This is a genomic window from Arcanobacterium sp. (ex Cirak et al. 2026) (genome assembly GCF_053585065.1).
Map to the genome: position 1 here is coordinate 67,667 of NZ_JBQJCE010000003.1, position 23,927 is coordinate 91,593.

19 protein-coding genes are annotated in these 23,927 nt (G+C 55.0%); 8 read left to right on the forward strand and 11 right to left on the reverse strand.

Annotated features, from left to right (window positions below; genetic code table 11):
• The first annotated feature begins 119 nt into the window (after positions 1–119).
• From ACTOVJ_RS02665 to ACTOVJ_RS02675, 3 genes are all read left to right on the forward strand, one after another.
• A complete protein-coding gene (locus tag ACTOVJ_RS02665; protein WP_449501738.1) occupies positions 120–1,907 on the forward strand; it encodes a cytochrome c biogenesis protein CcdA in 1,788 nt (595 codons plus the stop codon).
• Positions 1,908–1,999: 92 nt separating this feature from the next.
• A complete protein-coding gene (locus ACTOVJ_RS02670) occupies positions 2,000–2,572 on the forward strand; it encodes a sigma-70 family RNA polymerase sigma factor (protein ID WP_449504052.1) in 573 nt (190 codons plus the stop codon).
• Positions 2,569–3,282: an anti-sigma factor gene (locus tag ACTOVJ_RS02675; protein ID WP_449501737.1), complete on the forward strand. Its 714-nt coding sequence runs from the start codon at positions 2,569–2,571 to the stop codon at positions 3,280–3,282. Before ACTOVJ_RS02670 ends, ACTOVJ_RS02675 begins: the two co-directional genes overlap by 4 nt.
• A gap of 55 nt (positions 3,283–3,337) precedes the next feature.
• On the opposite strand, the gene ACTOVJ_RS02680 is transcribed toward ACTOVJ_RS02675, so the two are convergent.
• The 10 genes from ACTOVJ_RS02680 to ACTOVJ_RS02725 all read right to left on the reverse strand — a co-directional run bounded on the left by ACTOVJ_RS02680 (position 3,338) and on the right by ACTOVJ_RS02725 (position 15,645).
• Positions 3,338–4,222, reverse strand: a complete 885-nt coding sequence (locus ACTOVJ_RS02680) for a 1,4-dihydroxy-2-naphthoate polyprenyltransferase (protein WP_449501736.1) — start codon at positions 4,220–4,222, stop codon at positions 3,338–3,340.
• Positions 4,206–5,429: an AMP-binding protein gene (locus tag ACTOVJ_RS02685; protein ID WP_449504018.1), complete on the reverse strand. Its 1,224-nt coding sequence runs from the start codon at positions 5,427–5,429 to the stop codon at positions 4,206–4,208. Before ACTOVJ_RS02685 ends, ACTOVJ_RS02680 begins: the two co-directional genes overlap by 17 nt.
• An 11-nt stretch (positions 5,430–5,440) precedes the next feature.
• Entirely contained in the window at positions 5,441–6,424 is a 984-nt protein-coding gene (locus ACTOVJ_RS02690) for a 1,4-dihydroxy-2-naphthoyl-CoA synthase (protein ID WP_449504017.1), read from the reverse strand.
• A gap of 78 nt (positions 6,425–6,502) precedes the next feature.
• A complete protein-coding gene (locus tag ACTOVJ_RS02695; protein WP_449504016.1) occupies positions 6,503–8,218 on the reverse strand; it encodes an amino acid ABC transporter ATP-binding/permease protein in 1,716 nt (571 codons plus the stop codon).
• Positions 8,215–9,882: an ABC transporter ATP-binding protein/permease gene (locus tag ACTOVJ_RS02700; protein ID WP_449504015.1), complete on the reverse strand. Its 1,668-nt coding sequence runs from the start codon at positions 9,880–9,882 to the stop codon at positions 8,215–8,217. The genes ACTOVJ_RS02695 and ACTOVJ_RS02700 overlap by 4 nt, the downstream gene beginning before the upstream one ends.
• 1 nt (position 9,883) lies before the next feature.
• Positions 9,884–10,642 (reverse strand): heme ABC transporter ATP-binding protein, encoded by a 759-nt coding sequence (locus tag ACTOVJ_RS02705; RefSeq protein WP_449502894.1) that lies wholly within the window; start codon positions 10,640–10,642, stop codon positions 9,884–9,886.
• Positions 10,639–11,679 carry a FecCD family ABC transporter permease gene (locus tag ACTOVJ_RS02710; RefSeq protein ID WP_449504014.1) on the reverse strand — a complete coding sequence of 347 codons (1,041 nt, stop codon included), beginning with the start codon at positions 11,677–11,679 and terminating at the stop codon, positions 10,639–10,641. Before ACTOVJ_RS02710 ends, ACTOVJ_RS02705 begins: the two co-directional genes overlap by 4 nt.
• Entirely contained in the window at positions 11,676–12,746 is a 1,071-nt protein-coding gene (locus ACTOVJ_RS02715) for a heme/hemin ABC transporter substrate-binding protein (RefSeq protein ID WP_449504051.1), read from the reverse strand. Before ACTOVJ_RS02715 ends, ACTOVJ_RS02710 begins: the two co-directional genes overlap by 4 nt.
• Positions 12,747–12,825: 79 nt before the next feature.
• Complete coding sequence (locus ACTOVJ_RS02720) at positions 12,826–15,123, reverse strand: HtaA domain-containing protein (protein ID WP_449504013.1); 2,298 nt, start codon at positions 15,121–15,123, stop codon at positions 12,826–12,828.
• Between the two features lie 354 nt (positions 15,124–15,477).
• Positions 15,478–15,645 (reverse strand): hypothetical protein, encoded by a 168-nt coding sequence (locus tag ACTOVJ_RS02725; protein WP_449504012.1) that lies wholly within the window; start codon positions 15,643–15,645, stop codon positions 15,478–15,480.
• A gap of 288 nt (positions 15,646–15,933) precedes the next feature.
• Between ACTOVJ_RS02725 and ACTOVJ_RS02730 the strand changes: the two genes are divergently transcribed.
• The 3 genes from ACTOVJ_RS02730 (at position 15,934) to ACTOVJ_RS02740 (ending at position 20,303) form a co-directional block, all read left to right on the forward strand.
• The gene (locus ACTOVJ_RS02730) at positions 15,934–16,980 is read left to right on the forward strand and encodes an o-succinylbenzoate synthase (protein WP_449504624.1); all 1,047 of its coding nucleotides are present in this window, start codon (positions 15,934–15,936) and stop codon (positions 16,978–16,980) included.
• Positions 16,981–17,007: 27 nt separating this feature from the next.
• Positions 17,008–18,621, forward strand: coding sequence for a 2-succinyl-5-enolpyruvyl-6-hydroxy-3-cyclohexene-1-carboxylic-acid synthase (gene menD, locus ACTOVJ_RS02735; RefSeq protein WP_449504010.1), 1,614 nt, complete (start codon positions 17,008–17,010; stop codon positions 18,619–18,621).
• A 155-nt stretch (positions 18,622–18,776) separates the two neighbouring features.
• Complete coding sequence (locus ACTOVJ_RS02740) at positions 18,777–20,303, forward strand: S1C family serine protease (protein ID WP_449504009.1); 1,527 nt, start codon at positions 18,777–18,779, stop codon at positions 20,301–20,303.
• 51 nt (positions 20,304–20,354) lie between these two features.
• Here the strand turns inward: ACTOVJ_RS02740 and ACTOVJ_RS02745 are convergent, their stop codons facing one another.
• Positions 20,355–21,629 carry an isochorismate synthase gene (locus ACTOVJ_RS02745; RefSeq protein WP_449504008.1) on the reverse strand — a complete coding sequence of 425 codons (1,275 nt, stop codon included), beginning with the start codon at positions 21,627–21,629 and terminating at the stop codon, positions 20,355–20,357.
• A 40-nt stretch (positions 21,630–21,669) separates the two neighbouring features.
• On the opposite strand from ACTOVJ_RS02745, the gene ACTOVJ_RS02750 reads away from it, so the two are divergent.
• Entirely contained in the window at positions 21,670–22,356 is a 687-nt protein-coding gene (locus tag ACTOVJ_RS02750; protein WP_449501753.1) for a demethylmenaquinone methyltransferase, read from the forward strand.
• A 205-nt stretch (positions 22,357–22,561) separates the two neighbouring features.
• Positions 22,562–23,833, forward strand: a complete 1,272-nt coding sequence (locus ACTOVJ_RS02755) for a geranylgeranyl reductase family protein (protein WP_449504007.1) — start codon at positions 22,562–22,564, stop codon at positions 23,831–23,833.
• Positions 23,834–23,927: the final 94 nt, after the last annotated feature.

A 23,927-nucleotide genomic window follows, 5' to 3' on the forward strand; every position in this document is an offset into this window, starting at 1 on the left:
ACGTCGAATGGATTGGGTGTGATGGTGTGAACCACGCCACTGAAGAATGGTTGGGTAAATCCAATCCAACATGTCAACAGATCCGAATGTCTTTTGAAACATCTTGAAAGGATCTCACTATGGTCACCATCCTCATTGGCTTATTAGGAGGCTTCATTACCGGTATTTCGCCGTGTATCCTCCCTGTCTTGCCCGTCATCTTCCTCTCCGGAGGCGCGCAGTCTGCACGCGGCGAATCTGGCGCTTCAACATCGAACCTCATTGGAGTCGGTGGTGGCAACCTTATCGGTAACAGCACATCGGGCAACCTCATCGGCACCCCTGGAAGCAGCTCGGCAGGCGCACGTGCCAACAGTGCGCCGAACAGCAGCCCGACGTCGGTGGCGAAGGTGTCGCGCTGGCGTCCCTACTTTGTCGTTGGCGGACTCGTTCTGAGCTTCACCTTCTTCACTTTGCTCGGATCGACTCTGCTCAACCTCTTACGTCTTCCACAAGACACAATCCGCTGGGCGGGAATCATTATGCTGGCGACGCTGGGTGTCGCGATGCTTTTCCCGCGCTTTATGGAGTTACTTGAGAAGCCATTTGAACGTTTTGGTCGCCGTGAAACGAAATCGTCGAACGGTTTTGTCTTGGGCCTGGTGTTGGGCGCTGCATATGTGCCGTGTGCCGGCCCGGTCTTGGCGGCAATCGCTGTTGCTGGCTCAACCGGCATGATCGGTGCTGACACTGCACTCCTAGCATTGTCGTTCTCCATCGGCACAGCGATTCCTCTTCTGTTCTTTGCTCTTGCCGGTCGACATCTGGCTGAACGAATCAGTGCTTTCCGGTCTCGACAGCGTGGAATTCGTATCGGCGCTGGCATCGCGCTTATCGCGCTCTCGATCGGAATGGTCTTTAATCTCCCTGCCTATCTGCAACGCGCTCTGCCCGATTGGACTGCCTCGGCGCAAGAGAAAACTGAATCACTCCTCCACGGCTCAAACGAGGGCGCGTGTGCTGATGGTGCAACTGAATTGGGCAACTGTGGCCCGCTCGCACAGATTTCGCCTGTGGCATGGCTCAATACTGCTCAAGAGAAACCTGTATCAGTCAAAGGTAAGGTCAGCCTCATCGACTTCTGGGCGTATTCGTGCATTAACTGTCAGCGTTCGATCCCTGGTGTGGAAAAGCTCTATGAAACATACAAAAATGCTGGCCTTGAAGTCATCGGCGTCCACTCACCCGAGTATGCCTTCGAGAAAGAAGTGCGCAATGTCCGCGCAGCCGTAAAGGATTTGGGCATCACCTACCCGGTAGCTGTCGATTCGAACCTCACCACCTGGACTAATTTCGACAACCATTACTGGCCTGCACATTACTTGGCTGATTCGACAGGACAAGTGCGTGCGATTAAGTATGGCGAAGGCGGAGAAGCAAACACTGAGAAACTTGTTCGTCAGCTCTTAAAGGAAGCAAACCCGAAAGTGGAGCTGCCAGCTGCAGTTTTTTCCTCTGATGACCAGGCCACGTCGAGTCCACGTAGCCCTGAAACATATCTGGGTGCACAGCGTGCCCAATATGCAGTGGGCGAGCCGATTACTCTCGGGGAGCACCGTGCGACTCTGCCCGCGGATATTCCGCTGAACCGATTCGCTATCGGTGGCGGGTGGAAGGTCGACGATCAGTCGATTACCCCAAGCGGGCCAGGCGCACAGCTCAAACTCAACTGGTTTGGCAAGCAAGCGAACCTTGTCGCGTCGGGATCAGGAAAGATCCGGTGGCAGATGGGCAACAAAAAAGGGGAAGTCAATGTTCCTGACGTCCCGAATATGATCACCCTGATCGAAGAGACAGATGGTACTGAAGGTGTCCTCACCCTCAGTGTCGATCCTGGTGTGGCACTGTACTCTTTCACCTTTGGGTGAGCCGAGTGAGAACATCACTGGCTTTTCTCCCGACGCCGGTACTACCGGCGTCGGGAGGCAGGCACCAAAGTGACAACGATGGGCATATGGTGATGCGGCGCGATGCAGGTTACGATTACCCGGTGATAACCGATATTGATTCCGTGGCGCTTGCTCGGGTGGCCCAAGGCGATCGCGATGCATTCGCACGTGTCTATGACACGTGGTCAGGCAGGCTGTTGACGCTCATTGTGTCGATTGTGGTTGATCGTGCGCAAAGCGAAGAAGTCCTCCAGGAAGTGTTCTTGGAAGTATGGCAACGTGCCCACACATTTGACGCAACCAAAGGGAGCGCCCGCGCGTTCCTCGTGACATTGGCTCGACGTCGCGCAATTGATCGAGTACGTTCAGCCCAGGCGGCACGCGAGCGCGACAATACGGTGCCGATCGAACGTGAATTCGACGAAACAGTGGCAGAGGTTGAAGCACGTATCGTCGCTCATGACGTGCGTCAGGCACTGATACAGATCGGTGAGCCACATAAATCAACAGTTGAGCTGGCGTTTCTGACTGGTCTCACTCACGCGCAGATTGCTGGTTTGCAACAGGTTCCTCTCGGAACGGTCAAAACTCGGATCCGTGATGGTCTGGCAAAAATGAAGAGAATTTTGGAGGGCGAGCGATGAACGACGATCGTTTTGATAGCGCTCATGATAACCCCGAATTTGGTACCCCCGAAGCGGAGGTTCTTGGAGCACTCGGAGCATCTTTGGCTCCCATTGAGCCGCCAGCTCATGTGCGTGAGAATCTGATGGCTCTCATCGGTGCGGACAATGCCCAGTCGACACCGGATGATGACCGTCATGAAGCTGATGTCGTTGATATTCTGCGCCGACGTCGGTGGAGCCGAGTTGCGATGAACGCTGCGGCGGCGCTGGCGCTCGTTGTCGTCGGCGTCGGTGCGGGACGGTGGAGCGTGATGGATTCGATGCAGAGCGTGAGCCACTATGCTGCACTCAACGAAGCTCAAGACGTTGAACGTGTCATGACCACGATGGATGATGGTCATAAAGTGACGTTGACGTGGTCACAAAGCATGGATATGGCAGCGGTGACATTCCCCGCGGAACTACGCGCTCCACGTGGTCAAAGTCTGCAGGTGTGGGTGGAGATGGACGGAAAAATCACTAGCGGAGGTATGTATGCCCCCGGTAAAGATGGCTCATTTTCATTCGTGAAATTGATGCCGGAGCCAGGAGCGAAAGTCTTTGTCACCATTGAACCTGCAGGGGGTTCTTCCGCCCCGACGTCGGAACCTATTATCGAGTGGACAATCGGTGTCGGTGGGGAAGCGCAGCCACACACGACGCCGCAGTCGGTACCAGGCCAAGCATAAAAATAGTCTACGGCACCGGGGTTCCCGGTGCCGTAGACTTGAGTGAGAAGGAGTTTTATCGCTGTGCCAGGGCAATCGATACAGCAATAAGAACAGCGTAGACAAGCTCAAACAGGCCAGTGTTTCGCAATACAGGGATCAAGGAGGCTCCCTGAGCGCCCAGCTGTACGGGCTTAATCACAATGATGTATCCGATCAGTAACACAATAAGGCAGGCCAGCAAGTAGACCCCTCCCACCGAGACCAGGGCAGCTGCTGCAAGGAGTGCTCCGAGCAAGAGAAAAATGAAGGCCCAGCGTGCAGCGTTCTCACCGAGACGCACAGCGAGAGTTTTCTTCCCCGATACTGCGTCGGTTGGGATATCACGAAGATTATTGACCATCAAAAGAGCACACGCGATAAAACCAATTCCTGTACCGGCAACCCACGTATACCAGTAGGCCACATGAGATTGCGTGTAGACAGTTCCGACAGTGGCGACCCATCCAAAGAACACCATGACGAAGACTTCGCCCAATCCGGCATAGCCGTAGGGGTGTGTGCCGCCAGTGTAGAACCACGCGGCAACGATTGCTGCAACGCCGATGGCAAGCAGCCACCAATGTCCGCTGATTGCCACGAGTGCAAGACCAGACACAGCCGCCAACGCGAAGAAACCGAAAGCCGTCAATTTCACGGTTGTCGGTGTGACTAATCCAGAACCAGTCAGACGTGTGGGGCCAGTGCGTTGCGCGTCAGTGCCACGGATGCCATCGGAATAGTCATTGGCGAAATTCACCCCGATTTGGAGGAAAAGAGCGACAAAGGCCGCAAGGAGTGTGCGCACCCACGAAAACGAGCCTTCACCGAGAGTAATGCCGGTGGCGAGGATTACCGGAGCGATCGAGGCGGGCAGAGTGCGTACACGTGCTCCCTCGAGCCAGTCATTCGTGGATGCCATGTGTATTCTCCCATTCTGTGAGTCGACGTGTGAGCTCACGTCGGTCAATTTTACCCGACGCTGTGAGTGGCCATGTGCCGCCAAAAGATGTGATGTCGTAGACGCGCGCAGGAGCCCACCCCACACCAAGGCGCTCTTTCAGGCGCGAACGCACCGTGTGCTGCTCAAGGGGGAAAGGGGAATCGACGACAGCGACTACACTGCGGCCCCAACGCTCGCTCGGAATGCCGACAACGACTGAATCGGCTCCGTATTCAGCGGCGATCGCCTCTTCAATCAGCTGTGGCATCACTGTTAAGCCGCCTGTGGTGATGGCATCGTCGATGCGTCCGATAATTTCGCATTGACCAGCAGAGCCAATGCGACCAACATCTTTCGTGTGATGAGTCCGGCGGCCAGTAGCATCGGTTGAAAAAGCCTCGGGATCCACGTTACCGAGATATCCGCTGGTCACCATCGAACCAGAAAGAGAAATGCGCCCCGTAGGGTCATAAGAAATTTTGGTGTCGCCAATCGGGTAGCCGTCGTAGACGCACCCTCCGCATGTCTCGGTCATACCGTATGACGTGGCAATCGTCAGCCCTGCAGCGCGAGCCTGATCTAGGAGAGAAGGAGCGGTGGCTGCTCCACCTGTGAGCAAAAGTACCGCAGAGAGCGTGTCAATGAGTTCAGGTGATGCCAGGATTGACCGAAGCTGGGTAGGAACAACGGAAAGATAGACTGGACCACGTTCAGCTGCGTCAGCGACGATTTTCGTTGTGGCTATGGCATCGTGCAGTGGCACTGCCTGGGGAACGTCGCCTGCAAGGAGTGAGCGGAATGCTGTCTGGAAACCTGCAATGTGGTGATATGGCAGATCAGCTAACCACACGCCCTCGCCTCGAAGTGCCTGGTGGGTGGCTGTCGCGCTCGCGTACAACTGCTCGAAACGAATCGCCACAATTTTCCCTGTGCCGGTGGTTGATCCCGATGTGCGCATGAGCAATGCCGTGCCGTCAGGAATTCCTAAAGTGGCAGCTTCGTCAGCTGCTTGATGCAGATCTGTACCAGGTTCGACAAGAAACAATGGCCGCACAGGTTTGCCTTTTTGCCATGAATGAAATTCTGGCTGAAATGTGGCCATCAGGTGGGCGAGGGCGCTCGGCCCTCGCCCACCGTGGATCACCTGTGGTTGTGCATGAATAATCTCATGGAGTTCGGTGCCCATTACGGCGCTCATCAGGCGTAGTAGGGGAAGTCAGACCAGTTGGGTGCGCGATGTTCCAAGAAAGCATCGCGGCCTTCTTGTGCCTCGTCAGTCATATAGGCTAAACGCGTTGTTTCACCAGCAAATACCTGTTGACCTGCCAGGCCGTCGTCGGCAAGGTTAAAAGCAAACTTGAGCATTCGAATGGCTTGCGGTGACTTGGTGCGGATAATGGCGGCGTACTCGAGAGCCTTTTCTTCCAGGTGCTCATGGGGCACTGCTTCGTTGACCACGCCCCAACGCTGCGCGTCTGCGGCAGAGTATTCGCGTGCGAGGAAGAAAATTTCGCGAGCTCGCTTGTCACCGATCTGGCGCGCGAGAAGCGCTGAACCGTAACCAGCATCAAAGGAACCCACGTTCGCGTCAACCTGCATAAAGCGGGCGTGCTCGATCGAGGCGATTGACAGATCACACAAGACATTCAGTGAGTGGCCACCGCCGGCAGCCCAACCTGAGATCGCCCCAATAATCACCATGCCGGAATTGCGCATCAGGCGCTGGACTTCGAGGATGTGCAGGCGCCCAGCGCGAGCAGGATCGATCGAGTCCCGCGTTGCTTTATTTGCGACGACGTCGTCGCCTCCGTCGTTGTAGCGGTAGCCGTCACGTCCGCGAATACGTTGGTCGCCACCGGAGCAGAAGGCCCAGCCGCCGTCTTTTGGGGACGGGCCGTTGCCGGTAAGGATGACTGCGCCAACTTGACCGGTCAGACGCGCATGATCGATTGCACGGTAAAGCTGATCAACTGTTTCGGGGCGGAAAGCGTTGCGAACCTCAGGGCGGTTGAACGCGATACGCACCACCGGCAGATCGCGTTCGGAGAGAATTTCGCCGTCGTTGCCAAACTCGCGCTCGACGCCGCGATGGTAGGTGATATCCGCATCAGGGAAGCCATCAACGCTTCGCCACACGCGCGGGTCAAAGAGGTCAGATACTTTTGCGGGAAGTTCACTCATGGGTTCATTGTGCCATTTTCTTCTGTACACAGAGCGACAGGTGATGCAATGAGTCCATGACATCACACGGTTCTGGGCTTAATGGAGGCCGCCTTGACGGATGACACCTCGGTCACACACGATGACACGATCGGCATTGTCGATAGCCCCTTGGCGATGAGAAATTTCGATAATAGTGGCATCGAGATCAGCGAGTCGGCGTCGAATGGTCTGTTCGAGGGCAGGATTCAATTGGGCGGTGAACTCGTCAAGGATGAGTACACGCGGCTGCATTAATACTGCACGCGCAAGGCAGATCCGCTGTGCTTGTCCTCCTGAGAGAAATGCCCCGGCTGGACCCACAGCCGTATGAAGCTGGTCAGGCATCGCGCGAATTTCCTCAGCGATCGCAGCAAACTCAAGCGCTTGCCATATCTCATTCTCCGAAGCGTGTGGAGCTCCGAGCAGAAGATTGTCGAGAATTGAGGCATCGAGGAGATCATTGCGTTGGCTCACAGCGACGACCGTGCTTCTCAGTGAATCGCATTGAAGATCTGGGAGGGCAATACCACCAACCGTGATCTGCCCGGATGTGGGATCGTCGAAACGCATCAGCAGATTGGTAAGAGTTGTCTTGCCTGAGCCAGACTTTCCCATCACAACCACATGTTCCCCTGCGCGAACATGCAAGGACACGTTATGGAGAACGTCACTGTAGGCTTCGGGATAACGATAAGAAACGGAATCGAAATCGACGTCGAGCGCGCCGTCGGGTAATACCTGCACACCGTCGTCGACAAGCGGTGCTTGGTGGCAAATGTCCCACAAGCGCCGAGCAGCTGCCAGAGAATGATCGAGATATCCAGCAGCATCTTCGACTCCGCGCGGACCTTCAAAGAGACGCAATGCACCGCCAGCGAGCCCAGCGACAACGGGAAGTGGTAAAGATTGTGACAATCCAACGCTCACTACAGCGATGACACTGATGAGCGTCAGGACAAGATTGCCTGCTCGGCGCATAGCATTTCCACGGCGAGCGCGGGCTGAGGAGGAGGTAATTGCGTCTTCGATAGCTGCTTGTTGCGTGAACCGATCTCGCTGTCGGCCGTATCCGACGACTTCTTCAGCGCCAAAAACAGAATCAGTAATGTGAGAGGTCAGGTCGCGACGTAGGGAGAGAGTCTGGCGCGTCGCTTCAAAAGCTGAACTCAGGCCCAAGAACGGCACGACACAAAGTGCGAGAATAACGCAGAATGCGGGAACTGCGGCTATTGTTGCTCCCCAGAATGTCGCCGTGAAAATCACTGCCCCCATTGGCACAATGAGCGCTGATACGACGGGAGCAAATGTGTGCGCGTAGACCACTTCAATACGGTCGACATCTCTGGTTATCGAGGTCAGGAGATCTCCACTGCGTGATCGAAACACAACGCCAGGAGCAAGTGGCCACAGTCGTGAAAACGCCATTGTACGCAGTAGCTCAAGCGCACGGAAAGCCACGAAATGTCCCAGAAATTGCTCGCCATAATAGGCGCTCGCCTTACACACTGAGATGAGAATGAGCCAGAAAATAAGTGTTGTGATATCTGTATGGGATTGCAGAACGCTGACTAATCCACCGGAGGCGAGTGCGAAGAGTGCGATATCAAGACTGAGGTTGATAATGCGTAACGCAGTTGCCATATACAGCGGCGCGTGAACTGGACGAGTAATGGAGGTCAGCCAGGAGACAAGTTGCCTGATGGATGGTTGCGGAATTTGGTCAGCCCTAGCTGTTGCGTCAGACGGTGCGCGCTGGAAATCACTTGTGCTCATCGGTTAGCCTCCTGGTCAAAATCCTTCGCAGTGATCTGGCGTAGTGTGGCATCGCGGACGTCGTAGACCACATCCGCGAGGTCAACGAGCGCTCGTCGGTGAGTAACGGCCACGATGGTGAGATCCCGTTCTAATTCGCGCAGTGCCATGGTGATCTCTGCTTCTGACTGCAAGTCCACCTGTGATGTCGGTTCGTCAAGGAGGAGAATTGCGCGCTTGCTCAGTAGCGCTCGTGCCAGAGAAATGCGTTGAGCCTGGCCGCCTGAAATCAGAGTTCCTCGTTCACCAACCTCACTGTCTAGACCGCGTGGCATCGCCTCGATTTCGCTTCGCACGTGAGCACGTTCCAGTGCTTCCCACATGTCCTCAAGTGTGGCATCGGGCTGGGCGATTCGTAAGTTATCGGCGATAGTCCCCGTGAAAAGCCACGTTTGCTGGGTGACGACGGCACTGATGTTGCGGACGTGTTGCGCGGGTGACCGCCCGGTGTCGAGTCCTCCGATGTGGATACTGCCTGACTGTGGCATCAGTGCTCCACGCAATAACTTCAACAGTGTGGACTTCCCAGCACCCGAAGGGCCGACAATTGCCACCCGTTGTCCCGCAGGAATATGAAGATTGACCGACTCTAAAACCGGGCCACGGTCATAGTGAAAACTGACGTTTCTCAGAGAAATGTCACTGACGCTCTCGACAGGGGCGAGAGGGGCTTCGTCGGGAGTATGTGCACAGGAACCGGAATCGCTCAAATATTTCTTCAACGCGCGCGTCGAAGCAATGCCGCCCATCCCGACGTAGAAAAATCCCGCAACTTGGACGAGAGGTTCGACCAGCAGCGTCGCAAGCATCACCACGGCGATTGCTTGGCTCATTGTGAGTGCGCCGGCGTCGAACCGAACAACAGCGAGAGTTGTCGTGAAACACACGAGGAACAGGGAAAACAGCCCGTCGAGCACAATGATGACGATCTGATTCCCGGCGAGTATTTTCATGATTGCGCGTCGATTGGCTTCGCCCTGCACACGTAACTGTTCTTCGATACGAGGGCCAGCACCGAGTAAGCGAATGAGGACGAGATTGCGAATCGCATCGAGATACGCTCCTGAAAGGCGGGCGCGTTCGCGGCGAGAGTTTGCTGATGTTTTCCTCAACAGGCGCATGAATCCCATTACCAGAATCGGGATAAGGGGAACAAGCGCCATGATCGCGATGCCAATGAGCCAATCGTAGGAAATGGCGACATACCCGAGCACAACGAAAGGTAAGGTCAGCGCAGCAATCGTCGATCCGAGGTAGGTGAGGCGATACTCCGTGGCGCGCTCGATATTATCTGTCAGGAGTTGTACTACCGCTGCTGGTTGGGTATGTGAGGTCGCGAGCGTTGAATACAGTTGGTGTAAAACACGGTGTCGAAGACGTTTTTCTTCACGCCGTGCTGCGTACCCTCCGTAAAAGATTTCACACGCCACTGTGACGACGGCGATCGTTGCACAGATCCCTGCGCCGAGCCAGCTCCCCTGCGGATCGTCGAAGTGACGGGCAACCTCGACGAGGAATGCGCCAGTAGCAGCGCCACTGACAAGGCGGAAAAATCCGACGAGGAGTGTGTCGCGCCGCCCTTGTGGAGAAAAAACTCGAGCTGTGTCAAACCTGGTGTTGTTCACGTTACCTCTTGTCTGCTGGGATGACCACGATCCGGCCATTGATATTAAACACCTCGATGGGCCAGCCATAGACCTCAGAAAGCAACGACGGTGTGAGGACTTCATGCGGAGTTCCATAGGCGACGATCTTTCCGTTGCTCATCAATGCGATGCGGTCGCAATGTGAGGCGGCGACTTGAATATCGTGCATGACGGCGACGACAGCGTGCCCCTTTTGTGCAAGTTCGTTGCACATATGCAAGGTGCGTTCCTGGTGGGCGATGTCGAGAGCTGCTGTCGGTTCATCAAGGAAAACAACATGTGAATCTTGAGCGAGAACGCGTGCGAACGTCACCCGAGAACGCTGCCCGCCAGATAGATGCGTGATCACACGGTCAGCGAATTGGCCGACCTGCGCTTGATTCATCGAGCGTTTGATAATGCGTTCATCGTGTTCTGGCTCAGTGGCCCAACAAATTCTCCCCATCGCTACGATATCTGAGCACAGATAATCGAAGGGGAAAGATCCGGACTGCTCCATCACGGAACGTGTCTGAGCGAGTTTGCGCCGGGAGTAGTGTCGTATGGGACGTTCATGGATGAGGACGGTTCCCTCGGCCTCAAGGTCTCCAGCTAACACTCCGACGAGAGTTGATTTTCCGCTCCCGTTTGGGCCTAAAAGACCAACGACTTCGCCGTCGTTCACATCAAGATTGACACCGTTGAGTACAGAATGCTCACCGTACGAAAAAGTGACGTTGCGCGCACTCACAGCTTTCATGCCATGCCTCCTCGGCGCATACGCGAACGCAACAGGACAAAGAACGTCGGTCCACCCAAAAGTGACGTAAAGATACCGATAGGAAGATCGGCGAAGGGAATAAGGTTACGGGCAACCAAATCCGACACCGTGATCAGCACAGCACCACCGAGGAACACAGCTGGTACAAGATAGCGATTCAGTGGGCCGAGGACAAGGCGCAAAATATGGGGGACAACTAATCCGACGAAAGCGATCACACCCGCGTACGAAACGGCGGCAGCAGTCAAAAGTGCTGCAACGACGATCGCGATGATCCGCAGTCGCTGAACGTGGATTCCGAGGTGTCCGGCGGCGCTCTCGCCTAAAGCGAGGGTATCGAGTTGTCCTGCGATGAAGAAGCTGACCACCGCTCCAATGACGACGATGATCCCGACGACGCATACCTGCTTCCAAGTGGCGCCAGATAAGGATCCCATCTGCCAAAAAACGATCTGATCGCGCGCTGTTGTGGGAGCGATGTAGGTGGCAATCGAGGTCAGTGCAGTACACACTGCCGTCACCGCGATCCCGGTCAACACGAGGTTGAGGACGTTTGCTCGTCCGTTCGAGCGGGCAAGTGTGTACACCACGAATGAGGCGATCAGACCACATGCAAAAGCACTGAGCGGAACTGCGAAACCGGCTAGGGCTGACGGGAAAAACACAATGGCGGCGGATGCGCCGACAGCGGCACCCGAGGAGACTCCGATTACGGATGGTTCTGCCAGTGGATTAGAAAACACTGCTTGCATGATTGTTCCCGCAACAGCCAACGCTGCTCCCACAAGGACGCCGAGTGCGATTCGGGGGAAACGGATCGTCCATAGTGTGGTCAGCGCGAGTGGATCGGAAGGTGGCTCACTGAGGGAGAGTGTGACACCGAGGGATCGCAGAACGTCCATGGGCGCGATTGCGAATTGACCCGTTGACGCAGAAATAATGACGGCGCAGGTAAGAAAAGTGATGAGCGTAGCGTATGTGAACGTCACTCGACGACGTCGGTGGGAATGAGTCATGGAGTGGGCACTCCGTATAGTGCTCGGGCAACAGCGAGAAGAATATCGCCGGTTTGGGGGCCGAATGACAATGAGATCCCATCCGGAATAGAAATGACACGTTGTTTCTGCCCGGCCTGTGTTTGTGCAACTCCTGCACGTGCCATGAGTCCTTTGAGTCCGCCAGTGGACTCAAGTCCGTCGTGCATCACAAAAATAACTTCGGGATTGACCGAAATCAGAGCCTCGGCACTCGCGGGAGTTACGGACTTCATGCCAGCAGCTTTGGTGACATCGTGTGCGCCAACGCCTTCAATGAGCTCTGTGGCTCCGTCTTCGCTTCCCAGGAGGAAGAAAACTCCTGCATTTCCGCGCACGTATAAGAAAGCGACTTTGAGTGGATCACGCGGTGCCCACTGCGCAATCTGTTGGCGTGCTGAATCGATCTCTTTAAGGGTTCGTTTTGCCAGAGCTTGTCCGGCGTCGTCGACACCGAGTGCATGGGCAACGTGAGAAATGAACTCTGGTGTCGTTTTGATTTCGCGATCCGACGAGACAAGTACAAGCGGAATACCGGCGGCACGAATCTGATCAAGTACTTCTGGCGGGCCGACACTACGATCCGCGAGTACAACGCTCGGACGCAGAGCGAGGATGGCTTCAGCGTTGAGCTGGTGGCCATTCTCGGTGACTACAGGAAGCTGAGCGAGGGAGGACTCTGTGGAGGAGATTGAGCGTCCAACAATCGATTTTCCAAGCCCTAAGGAAATGATCGTTCGCGAGAGTGTGCCGTTAATATCAAGCGCCAAAATTCGTGAGGTGTCAGAAACCGTCACTGAATTCCCTTCGTGATCCTTGACAGTGACGGGAAGTTTTTGCGAGAAATTTCCGTCGATTGGTCGAGGCTGCGGAATGTCGACAACCTCACTCACCCCACTGAGTGAACGTGGGTCAGGTAACTGCGTACTTGAGGTGACTTTTGTTGACGACGTCGGCGAGGCCGATTCGTGAGTTGGGGGAGCGCCCGCTGAGCAGCCAGCGAAAAGCAGGGCAGTCAAAGCAAGGGAAGAGAAACGCAAACGGTGCATAGTGCTCAATTCACTGGATTATTATTGGAAAAACGAAATGATGCAGGTGTGAGGTGTACACCTCACACCTGCATCATCATTAGGCTGCGCGCTGACGGCGGACCATGAGGGCACAACCCACAAGAACCGTCATCAAGGCAAATGCCGTTTGGGGGAGCACCGAAGCGCCGGTGTGCGAGAGACGCCCATTGTCACCTGCATTTTGGATGCTCGAAACGTTACCAAACTCATCATAGATCTTGAGCTTGCCGTTTGCTGTGCACTGAGAATTTGCAACGAGCTTTGCTCCGCCGGACATGTTATCGAGGTGCTCGCCAGCGCTGTAGAAGCCAGCGAATGCTTTCGCACCGGATGCGGTCAACGATACGGATGAGCTGCCAAAGTTCAGCGAACCGTTTGAAACAGAAAGTGTGGACAGCTTCACGTTTGCAAAAGCGACGCGGCCATAATTCGTGACCTTGCCATCCATCGATGAGCTGGAGACATTCATGTAGAGGGTTGCCGACTTACCCGAGATCACCAGAGATGGGTTCGAGATCGTCATGTTGAGCTTGCCGTCGTGTCCACCGAAGTGAACCGAGCCGGTGTAGTGGATGGTTCCAGACTGCTTGGTTGTGTCGAAAGAACCGCCCGAAGCTGAGAACATGAACTGACGATTTGCGAAGGTGGCGTTCTTGGGGGAAATCGATCCCTTGGCAATCGAACCCTGAACATAGTTTGTGAAGCTGCTACGCAAACCCCAGCTCAGAGTTCCACGGGTAATTCGAGTCTTGGTCGGATCAACGTGGCACTTTTCAGCAGATTGGCTTTTTGGCTGAGATTTCTGTGGAGCACTTGTATGTGTTGGATGTGGAGTGGGTAGAGGTGTCTTCTTCCCTTGGGCTTTTGGCTGTTTACCGGATGGAGCCACGAACTTCTTGATCGATGCTGGGACAGTGACTGTGATATCGGAAGCTTCCTTTCCGTGGTTGTATCCAAATGCTTCGGCACCATCCTTAGCGAAAGTGAAGCCCGAGAAAACGATAGTTGCAATGTCGTCCTTGACCGTCACCTTGGGGGTTCCGCCGGTAAGGATGGTTCCATTCTTAACGTTCACAAGCTTACCGTCACGTGACTTAGCGGTGATATCAGCTTTGAATGCCCAAGTGCCGTCAGCGCTCTTGACTAAAGAGGGATTGGAAATTGCGGTATCCAGGACGCCCTTGTGACCTGTTACTCGATTCGAGCCGTTGAAAGAGAGCTTGTGCATCTTTGCAGTGTCGATCGTGTTTTTCGCATCATAAGGGAAAACGAATGCCCCTTTTTCCTTGTCTTTGGTGGTAAAGGTCGATAATGCGCCATCGGACGATATTACTTTTGCCCCCACGAATGGCATAGCAAGATACTTAGCATATGTGCTTGTGACTGGCCAAGATAGGTGGTGTTGAGCGGGCTTCGCTGGAGGAGTGTCAACGGGATCGGCAGGTAATTCTACTCCGATTGCAAAACGTTTGCCCAGGACGGGCTCAGATTCAACATACTTTCCTTTGACCTCTTTACGTGCGAACACAGAAGGCTCGTAGATGCCATTGTCCATGTCGTCGAAGCGGTAGCTCCGATCTGTTGATCTCGCCATGTCAATTGCCCGAGTTGTGCGAACCGATGCGCACTTGTCAACGCATGTGACCATTGCTCGCCATTCATAACCTGAATAGTCGCCATCGAATTTCCAGGATACCGTGGCATCTTTGCCTGTGATGCTTGTGCTCACTGATTGCACTGGCCTGACGTCTTCGTCGGGGTTGCCTGGAATAGTGATTTCAATTCCACGGTCAAAATAACGGGTGCTCAGTGCGGCTGCGTGGGCTGCGATTGCTCCGATTGAGTAGGAGTGGCCTTTTTTGAAGGTATCCGCTGGCACGGTAAAAGTGTAAGTAAATTCGCCATCATGAATATTGTAGGCAGGGATCCACTGTGCAAAAAGGCCTCCCTGACCCTTGAGTGTCAGGCACTTATTGATGCGCCAAACATTAGTGGAATCAACGAGAATATAGACTCCAGATCCAGCCGGTCCTTCAGTCTCTGGTCGGTAGCCAGTGCCGTGAACCGTGAATGTCGCGGGCTTTGTGACGTCGATTACATCAGGCTTTGTCACTGTTAGTTTGACATTGGATGTTCGGGTGTCTTCTGGTTTTTCCGGGGTGCACCCAGTCATCCTTGAAGCGACTGTCCCGTCAAGATGCGCTGCGGTTCGTGGTGCTGATTCCGTTGCAGGAAGCTTGCTTAGACTAGCGGTAGTATGGGGTAAAACATCTGCTGATGCGACTGTTGATGTAGCCGCTAGCGAGCCAATAGACAGAGCCAGTGTGGCCAGTAGTGCCGCGGTTTTTTTCGGCATCTCGTTCCTTTCGTTACGGTCTTTTCAAACAAAAGATCCGTGAGTTAGGTTACCCTAAGAAATCGCATTTATGCAAAGCATTCCTTACGTAATTGTTTTCTGTTGTGAAGCACGCACAAATTCCCCGCGTTGAGGGGGGGGCGACGTCGATCAGACTGGCGCGACGTCAGTGCGTGACGAATGAACTGTGTGGGATGGGAAATCTTTATTGAGATGGTGTCGTACGTGTGGGTTCGGGGTGCCGGATGTCTTTGTCTATCAGGGGTGCCTATCGGCTCATTGAATCAGTTTCCTTCGTTTGCAGAGACGGTGGGAAGTGCAATGAGCCCATGGGATTAAAATGTTGTCAGCGATCTAGTAGCTGGAAGTCTCCCCCTTGACATCGTGAGGTTCTGAGAGTTTACGAAGTATTTTCCAACAGATAACAATGACTGTCACAACCAGTGCAATAAGCGCGGCAAGAAGCACCAGTGCCGTAACTGAAAACAAAATATCTGGGGAATATGGCAATGTTGGATTCATTATCCCAGTTCTCTTCTTTAGACCTTGGCTGGGCTATCGATTTGCTCGTTTAGTTGTGTGCAAGCGAGGTAAGGGGAAATGCGGAAAGTGGAGCATTCTGCTGACACAAGTTTCGATAACATCACAACTCCTTTGTTGTGACTTTTGAGGTTCATCTCACTTTAGGGTCTACCTTTCTTGCTTCAATGTTTTGTCATAGTTGGAGCTGGGCTCATTGGGGTGCCTCCTTATCCAGCGCAAACGTCTTTCCTTCGTGGCCCCGCGGCCGGGCGTCGTACGATGGAGAACATGCACGTGCGTTTTTACCCATATTCGATTCCTCTGACCCATCAATTTCGCAACATCACCCAGCGTTCGGGGTTGATCGCGCTGAGGGACGACGTCGATCCGACCGGACCACTCTCGGTCGACGGCGAGCGAGTAGACGTAGCTGAAGTGAGTCCGTTTTGGGATTACAGTGTTGAAACGTCGTCTCGGTGGGTACTCGCTGGTCTTGAAGCGCTCAAACGCGGCTATCCCGAACCTGTGCGTACACGTATCCCGATCAACGTCACCATCCCCGCAGTCCACCCGGAAGAGGCAGCTCGTATCGCCGGGCGAAGTGGGGCGCATACCGCGAAAGTAAAAATTGCCCAGGCGGGACAAACTCACGCCGACGATGTGGCACGGATCGAAGCAGTTCATGCTGCTCTCCCCGACGCGGCGATCCGCGTGGATGTCAACGGCAAATGGAGTGTGGATGAAGCCGCGCAGCGTCTGCCTGATTTGGATCGGGCCGCAGGAGGTGTGCAGTACGCTGAACAACCCTGCGCCACCACGTCCGAGCTTGCCGAGCTTCGGCGCAGAGTGAATATTCCAATCGCGGCAGATGAATCCATCCGGCTTGCGGCGGATCCTCTCAACGTTGTCCGTGAAGGCGCTGCAGATATCGCCGTTATCAAGAACCAGCCCTTGGGTGGTGTATGGCGTGCGCTGGAAATAGCCCAGCAACTCGGTATTCCCACAGTGGTGAGCAGCGCACTCGAGACGTCGGTGGGACTTGCGGCGGGACTGAGCTTCGCTGCGTCCCTCCCACAGCTTGACTACGCCTGCGGTTTGGGAACGCTCTCGCTCTTCAATGCCGACACGGTAACAGATTCTCTCGTGGCGAGTGACGGTTTCCTCAACGTTCCGCGAACGGTGACCTTGCGCTCCGACGTCGGCGCTGACGCGGCTCTCACCGCGCGCTGGGCAATACGCTTGACACTCATCTGGGCACATCTTCAAGCGACGGACGAAATTTCCCCCGACGATACTTACGAGCTAGTGTCGTTACCTTCGCTACTCGCTCAGTGATGATCTAGATCGATAAGATAGGCAGACGTGGAGAAAGAAGAAAAGATGACATCTGAGCGTGCGGCTCGCACTGTGATTTCCGCTTTGGTGCGCGCGGGTGTATCGATGTTCGTTTTATGTCCCGGTTCGCGTTCGGCGCCCCTTGCCTATGCGTTGTACGACGCCGAGCGTGCCGGTGTGATTTCGTTACATGTGGAAACCGATGAGCGTGTGGGTGCTTTCGTCGCTCTCGGTAATGCTCTTACAGGCAAACCGGCAGCTGTTGTGACGACGTCGGGTACTGCCGTCGCGAATCTCCACCCGGCACTGGAAGAAGCCCACAGGGCTGGAGCTGCGCTGATCGCGTTAACGGCGGATCGGCCACATTCGATGCGCGGGGTTGGTGCCTCGCAAACGACGGATCAACTCGCAGTGCTGCGTGGCTCGGTGCGCGCACAGTTTGATCTTCCATCTGGAATGAAAGATAACTCGGTGCGTGGAATCGTGACACGTGCGGTGAGAATTGCCAGCGGCGTGGCGCTCGAAGCTGCCGGTCCTGGTCCTGTTCAGCTCAACGTCGGATTTGAACCACCGCTCGTTCCCTCAGATTCGTGGCAGACGGTGGCGCAGGATTGTCGGCCTGAGATGCCCCTGCTCGGGGATGCGAAAACCGTGGTAATTGCAGCGCCTACACATGTGCGTGTGGATGCGAGCGACCTTGCCGGCGTTCCTGTGTTCGCTGAGCCGTCTAGCCCGCTGTGGGGCTGTGGGTCAGCGATAGCGTGCCATCCGATACTTTTGCGAAGCGAGTTGGCTAAGGAGATTGAGCGCGTCGTCGTCATCGGTCACCCGACATTGACACGAGAAGTGTCATCCCTCCTGGCCAGGGATGACATCGATATTGTGGTAGCCGACGATGTGCCGATCTATACCGACGTCGCTGGTGTGGCTCGCGTTGTTTCGCTTGCTGAGGCTCTTGGCGCGGCGACGTGGGATATGCGTTGGCTTGCGAAGTGGAAGGCGATGGCTCGTACGGCTCAGAATATTGTGAATGCTCATGCGGGCGAGGAATTATCTTTTGCCAATATTGCGCGCTCACTTGATCCGCGCGTGCCGACGCTGTTGGGTGCATCGTCGATTATTCGCGAAGTGAATCTCTTTGCGCCTGTGGGAGGCGGCCATTCCTTTATGGCAAGCCGTGGCTTGGCAGGAATTGACGGAACGATCTCCACTGCGATTGGAATGGCGATGGTTCGAGGCTGTATGCGTGTGGTGGTGGGGGATCTGACCTTCATTCACGATCTGGGGGCACTAGTTCACACTGCGGGGCAAGAATCAGTGAATCTTGATGTGGTGGTGATCGATGACCATGGCGGGTCAATTTTTGCGACGCTTGAACATGGGCAAGCTGCGCAATCGCTGTACTCGCGTGTTTTTGCGACAGAAAAAGAGCTTGATGTTCATGCTTACGCACAGGCGGTGGGGGTGAAGTATGTGAACGTTGAGAGCATGGCACAGCTGCATGAGGTGCTTGAGGGGAATCCCCGTGGAGTGCGGATTGTCTATGTTGATTTAGGTGTTATGCCTGGTGCTGAGATTAAAGCGAGTCGCCGTGCTCTTCAACGTGACATTGAGGCAGCTATCGGGGTGGTTCGCCAATAAGTGAGCGTTCACGCTGGGCGTAATCTATCCAGAAAACCTCCAGCTAAATCCCATTTTGAGACGAGTTCACAGTGAAATCTTTAGTGTGTTGGTGCAATAAATCCTCGCAGTTGGGCGTTGGTTGCACAGAGTAATGTGAAAAGAATGAGGTGCACATGAATAACGAATTTGAGCAAGGAAGCGCTCCACAAGGGGACGAGCCCCAGGTACAGAGGCCAAATATTATCCGGGAGAACGAGCTGACACACCCTCAGCCTACGCAACCATTGCCTGAGTTGGTTCATCCGACTGAGCCCATCTCCTCTCAAAATGCCCAGAATGGACAGAATGCCCCGGCTGTCAATAATGACCAGTCCGTTCCCCGCGATCAGGCGGTTGACAATGTGTACCCCGTACACGATGACCAGCCGATGCAAAGTGAACGTCCGACCCAGGCTGACCAGCCGATGCTCAACGAACCGCAGGGTGCCTCGACGTCGGTGCCGAGTGCTGGCACTGCCGAACATGCCGCTGCCCCCAGTAGTTTCGTACCTGCTCCCACGCAGAAATCCAAGAAGTCGCGCCCGGGTTGGGGTGCGCTCATTGCCGTCTCAACAATTGCCGCACTCGTTGGTGGAGGAATCGGCTACGGTGCGATCTACGCGCAGATTGGCAATGCGCGTCCGGCTGCGATGTCATCACATTCGGCTTCTGGTGGCACCCCTGTCGTTAAGCAAGCCGCTCAACATGCTCCTAATTGGCAAGCTGTTCATCAGGCTGTGAGCCCGTCAGTTGTGGCGATTACGAATTCTTCCCAAGAAGGGTCTTCGTCTGGCTCGGGTGTCATTATCGACAGCGATGCTCACATCATCACCAATAACCATGTGATTTCAGGAGCGAAGGAACTTGTCGTTTCACTTGCTGATGGCCGCGTTTTCAAGGCAAAGCTCGTGGGAACTGACCCGGCAACGGATCTGGCAGTGATTCAGCTTGTCGATGCGCCAAAGGATTTAGCTTTCGCCCAGATGGGGGACTCATCGAAGGTTGTCGTGGGAGAACCTGTGGCCGCGATTGGTAATCCTCTCGGTCTAGAAGCGACCATGACCACCGGTATCGTTTCGGCTCTCGATCGTCCGGTGACAACTCAAGGTGAAAATGCTGATCCGTTCTCGCAGCGTCAGGTGTCTCCGGTGGTGACCAACGCGATCCAGATTGATGCTGCGGTGAACCCTGGTAATTCCGGTGGCCCGGTTTTTGACTCTGAAGGACGCGTTGTGGGCATTGCCTCTTCGATTGCCTCGATCGGACAATCGCGCGGACAGCAAGCAGGATCGATCGGCTTGGGATTTGCAATTCCTGTGAATCTGGCAAAAAACGTTGCCGATCAGCTCATTAAGAACGGTGTGGCAGAACATGCCTTTTTCGGTGTGACAATTTCCGACGGCGTTGCCCAGTTCAATGGGCAGGCGCGAATCGGAGCTCAGGTTCAGTCAGTCACCCCGGGGACCCCTGCAGCGAAGGCAGGCATCCGCCCGGGTGACGTCATCACCAAGATTGATGGGCATAACGTTTCTGGCGGTACCTCGCTGACAGGATATGTCCGTCAGTATAAGAGTGGCGACGTCGTCACCGTGACATTCGACCGTGACGGCAAACTGCTTGACGTGGACGCCACCTTGGTGACACGTCCAGACACAAAGTAAACCGCAAAGTGGCTGTCCCCCCTGAAGGAACAGCCACTTTTGTCTTAACTGTTACTCGTTGTGAGAACCAGCATGTAACGCCGAGAGAATCGGGGCGAACTTAGCGCGGGTTTCTGCATATTCGCTGTCGGGATCTGATCCTTCGACGATCCCGGCTCCCGCCCAAGCTCGTGCACGTGCTGGGGTGAGCATACGCAAGCAACGAATAGCCACGGCCCATTGCCCTTCACCGGTGGAGTCCATCCAGCCGACCGGTGCGCCGTAACGATCACGCGGGCTGGGTTCGAGTTCAGCGATCATGTCCATCGCTGCGCCACGCGGCGTGCCACCCAGTGCTGCGGTGGGGTGGAGCGCTCCAGCGATATGCAATGCTGTGGCATCAAAAGATGGGGTAGCAATCAAGTCGGTAGCGATATGTGAAACATTCGCGAGTTTGAGTGCAAAGGGTTCGCTGGCGGTCACGGAACCGAGCTTTTCGAGGGTGCTGCGCGCGCTCGCGGCTGCGAGAGCGTGTTCACCACGATTTTTCTCAGTCATAAGATCGTGTGCGTCGGGAGATCCTGTTCCTGCTAGCACGCGCACGGTGATTCCCTGTGCGCTTGTTTGTGCCAGCATCTCCGGGGTTGCGCCGATTAATCCGTCAACATTGAATGTCCAGCACTGCGGGTAGGACTGGTGGAGGTGAGTGGCCAGCGTGCGCTGTGGAAGATCTTCTTCTGCAGTGATGTCGAGGGACCGTGCAATCACAACTTTTTCTGCCTGTCCGTGTGCGATAGCGGACAGCGTGTGGCGAACGTTGTCGACAAATTGACCACCGGACGTGTCGTCGATGGTGATAGGTGGCATCGCCTTGAGTGGGAGAGATGTCCCCTTCAATGCGTGATCGAGGAGAGCTTTTGCTGAATCGTCAAGCGTGTCGAAAACATCAACCCCGACGACGCCGGTGATCGTTACCCACGCGTCATCTCCGCGTCGGCCCACGAGAACCTGGGGAACGAGCAACACTGATCCCGCAGGTGAAGAAGCGTCAAAAGAAAACGATCCGAATGAGACCAACCCAGTGCCTGGTGCAGCCACGTCATCGCGAATCTCGGCCTTGTCACTCAACAGTTTCCACCATTGTGAGGCTTGAGCAAATCGGCGCGAGTTATCTAGATGTTCACCTCCTCGCGGCTCTAGGTCGAGTCGAGCTGCGATTCCGGCTCCCACAAGTCCGTCGTCGCCTTGCAACCAAACATGTGCCCCGACGTCGGGGATGAGAGTCTCCAAATCGGGCAAGTGGGGGAGACGGGTGGTCTGTGCTCGTAGCTGTGGCATCGTCAACATGGACAAGAATCCTACTCGCGCAGGTGGTTAAATGCTTTGTATGAAGCGAGCCACATTGGATAAGAAGCCGGGTGACGTATCGAGCATGTTCGACGACGTCGCTGCGAAGTATGACCTCATGAATACCGTGTTGACTGGTGGCCAGGTTTTTAGCTGGCGACGCACCACAACAGCAGCGATTGCGCCGAAGCCGGGTGAAAAGATTCTCGATCTTGCCGCTGGTACGGGCACGTCCGCAGCGCAGTATGCCAAGGAGGGTGCCGATGTTGTGGCGCTCGACTTCTCTGCCGGGATGATTGAGGAAGGAAAGCGTCGCTATCCGCATCTAGAGTTTGTCCAAGGTGATGCGATGAATCTGCCTTTCGATGACAACACCTTCGATGCGGTGACAATTTCGTATGGTATTCGCAATGTCAACGATCCGCATCGGGCATTGGAAGAAATGTATCGCGTGGTCAAGCCTGGCGGTCGGTTGGTTGTAGCGGAGTTTTCGTCGCCGTCGAATGCTGTATTTCGTCAGCTCTACAGTTTCTTCCTCTCCTCGGTGATGCCGTTGGCGGCGAGGTTCTCCTCTGATCCGCCTGCGTACGACTATCTTGTTGAGTCCATTCGTCAGTGGCCTGCTCAGCGTGGCTTTGCGAAGTGGATCCAGCGTGCAGGCTGGCATGATGTTGAATTTAAGAATCTTTCTGGCGGAATCGTGGCATTGCATCGGGCCTGGAAGTAAGAACGAAAAGTGTGGGCGAAGGACATGACCTTCGCCCACACTTTTCGTTTCGGAGCGTGCGAGTACTGTTCTGTGAGCCGATATATATGGAACAAAACTCTTTCGTAATTCGGTCGGTATTAATTACTTTTCCCTTGAATAACGTGGATAGACTAGTTTGGAATAATTAATGAAAAGGCCAACGGTGGTCGGGGAGGGGTGATCTGTGCGGATTGAGCAAGCCAGAGTTGTCGTTGTTGGTGGCGGCCCAGGCGGTGCATCAACCGCGCACTATCTCGCCAAAAACGGAATCGATGTTCTCGTCGTTGAAAAGGCAACGTTCCCGCGCGATAAGACCTGTGGTGACGGGCTTACCCCGCGAACTGTTGTTGAGCTTGTGCGCATGGGGATCTCGATGCGTGAAGACGATGGTTGGGTGAGAAACTACGGAATTCGGGGTGCTGGCGCCGGAAACTTTGTGGAAGTCCCCTGGCCGACACTTGCATCTCAACCGAATTACGGTTCGGGTCGACGCCGTGAGGTGCTCGATGAAGAACTAATTCGCCATGCTCAAGCATCTGGTGCGCGCCTCCTTGAAGGGGTCACCGTCACTGGTGCAATTCGTGATGGTCAGGGGCGCGTCGTTGGGGTGACTGCTCGCGAGAGTGCCGGTGCGAAGGAAGAATGTGAAATTCGCGCAGATTTTGTTGTCGATGCTGGTGGTGTCTCAGCTCGCTTAGCGACCTCCGTCGGACGTGAAAAAGATCCGAAGCGTCCAATGGGTGTCGCTGTGCGCGCCTACTTCCGCTCCCCTCTCGCTACTACCACATTCATGGAATCGCAGCTGGAGTTATGGGCAGGTAAGCCAGGCCAATCTGAGCAGCTTCCGGGGTACGCGTGGATTTTTCCGGTCGGTGAGGGGCTAGTCAACGTCGGACTGGGGTCTTTGTCATCAACAGCAGCGCCGACAGGTATCGATTACCGCAAAGTCTTCAAAACCTGGCTCGAAAACACTCCTGTCGAATGGGAACTTACCGAAGATAATCGGGTCGGCAAGATCAAGAGTGCCGCCCTTCCGATGGCGTTTAATCGTCAGCCTTTGTATGCCGACGGCCTTGCTCTCGTTGGCGATGCCGGTGGGATGGTGTCCCCTTTCAACGGTGAAGGTATCGCGTATGCGCTTGCTGCGGGTCGTGTTGTGGCGGATTATCTCACGCAGGCGCTTGTGCGCACCAATAACCGTGAGCGCGACGCTGTGATGGCGGGCTACGTCGAGACAATGCGAAACGAGCTCGGTGGCTACTACACGCTTGGACGCATGTTTGCGTGGCTCATTGAGAAGCCGGCGATTATGCGTGCGTGTGTGAAATATGGCCTGCCAAGAAAAACTTTGATGAAGCTGGTGATGAAGCTCTTATCGGACGCCTATGACCGGCGTGGTGGTGACTGGATGGATCGCGTGATCACTGCGGCAACGAAGGTGGTGCCACGAGCGTGAGACATTTTAGTCGAAAAATGTCGCCAACAAGTTATACAGTGTCAGTGATAGCTCTGAGCGCAACACTCAGGGCTCGGAACGTTTAAAGAAAAGG

Coding starts and splice junctions, on each gene's coding strand:
- ACTOVJ_RS02725 (WP_449504012.1), bottom strand. CDS start 15,645: ATGAATCCAACATTGCCATATTCCCCAGATATTTTGTTTTCAGTTACG.
- ACTOVJ_RS02740 (WP_449504009.1), top strand. CDS start 18,777: ATGAATAACGAATTTGAGCAAGGAAGCGCTCCACAAGGGGACGAGCCC.
- ACTOVJ_RS02695 (WP_449504016.1), bottom strand. CDS start 8,218: ATGAGCACAAGTGATTTCCAGCGCGCACCGTCTGACGCAACAGCTAGG.
- ACTOVJ_RS02685 (WP_449504018.1), bottom strand. CDS start 5,429: ATGGGCACCGAACTCCATGAGATTATTCATGCACAACCACAGGTGATC.
- ACTOVJ_RS02690 (WP_449504017.1), bottom strand. CDS start 6,424: ATGAGTGAACTTCCCGCAAAAGTATCTGACCTCTTTGACCCGCGCGTG.
- ACTOVJ_RS02710 (WP_449504014.1), bottom strand. CDS start 11,679: ATGACTCATTCCCACCGACGTCGTCGAGTGACGTTCACATACGCTACG.
- ACTOVJ_RS02745 (WP_449504008.1), bottom strand. CDS start 21,629: ATGTTGACGATGCCACAGCTACGAGCACAGACCACCCGTCTCCCCCAC.
- ACTOVJ_RS02730 (WP_449504624.1), top strand. CDS start 15,934: ATGCACGTGCGTTTTTACCCATATTCGATTCCTCTGACCCATCAATTT.
- ACTOVJ_RS02670 (WP_449504052.1), top strand. CDS start 2,000: ATGCGGCGCGATGCAGGTTACGATTACCCGGTGATAACCGATATTGAT.
- ACTOVJ_RS02705 (WP_449502894.1), bottom strand. CDS start 10,642: ATGAAAGCTGTGAGTGCGCGCAACGTCACTTTTTCGTACGGTGAGCAT.
- ACTOVJ_RS02750 (WP_449501753.1), top strand. CDS start 21,670: ATGAAGCGAGCCACATTGGATAAGAAGCCGGGTGACGTATCGAGCATG.
- ACTOVJ_RS02675 (WP_449501737.1), top strand. CDS start 2,569: ATGAACGACGATCGTTTTGATAGCGCTCATGATAACCCCGAATTTGGT.
- ACTOVJ_RS02720 (WP_449504013.1), bottom strand. CDS start 15,123: ATGCCGAAAAAAACCGCGGCACTACTGGCCACACTGGCTCTGTCTATT.
- ACTOVJ_RS02665 (WP_449501738.1), top strand. CDS start 120: ATGGTCACCATCCTCATTGGCTTATTAGGAGGCTTCATTACCGGTATT.
- ACTOVJ_RS02715 (WP_449504051.1), bottom strand. CDS start 12,746: ATGCACCGTTTGCGTTTCTCTTCCCTTGCTTTGACTGCCCTGCTTTTC.
- ACTOVJ_RS02680 (WP_449501736.1), bottom strand. CDS start 4,222: ATGGCATCCACGAATGACTGGCTCGAGGGAGCACGTGTACGCACTCTG.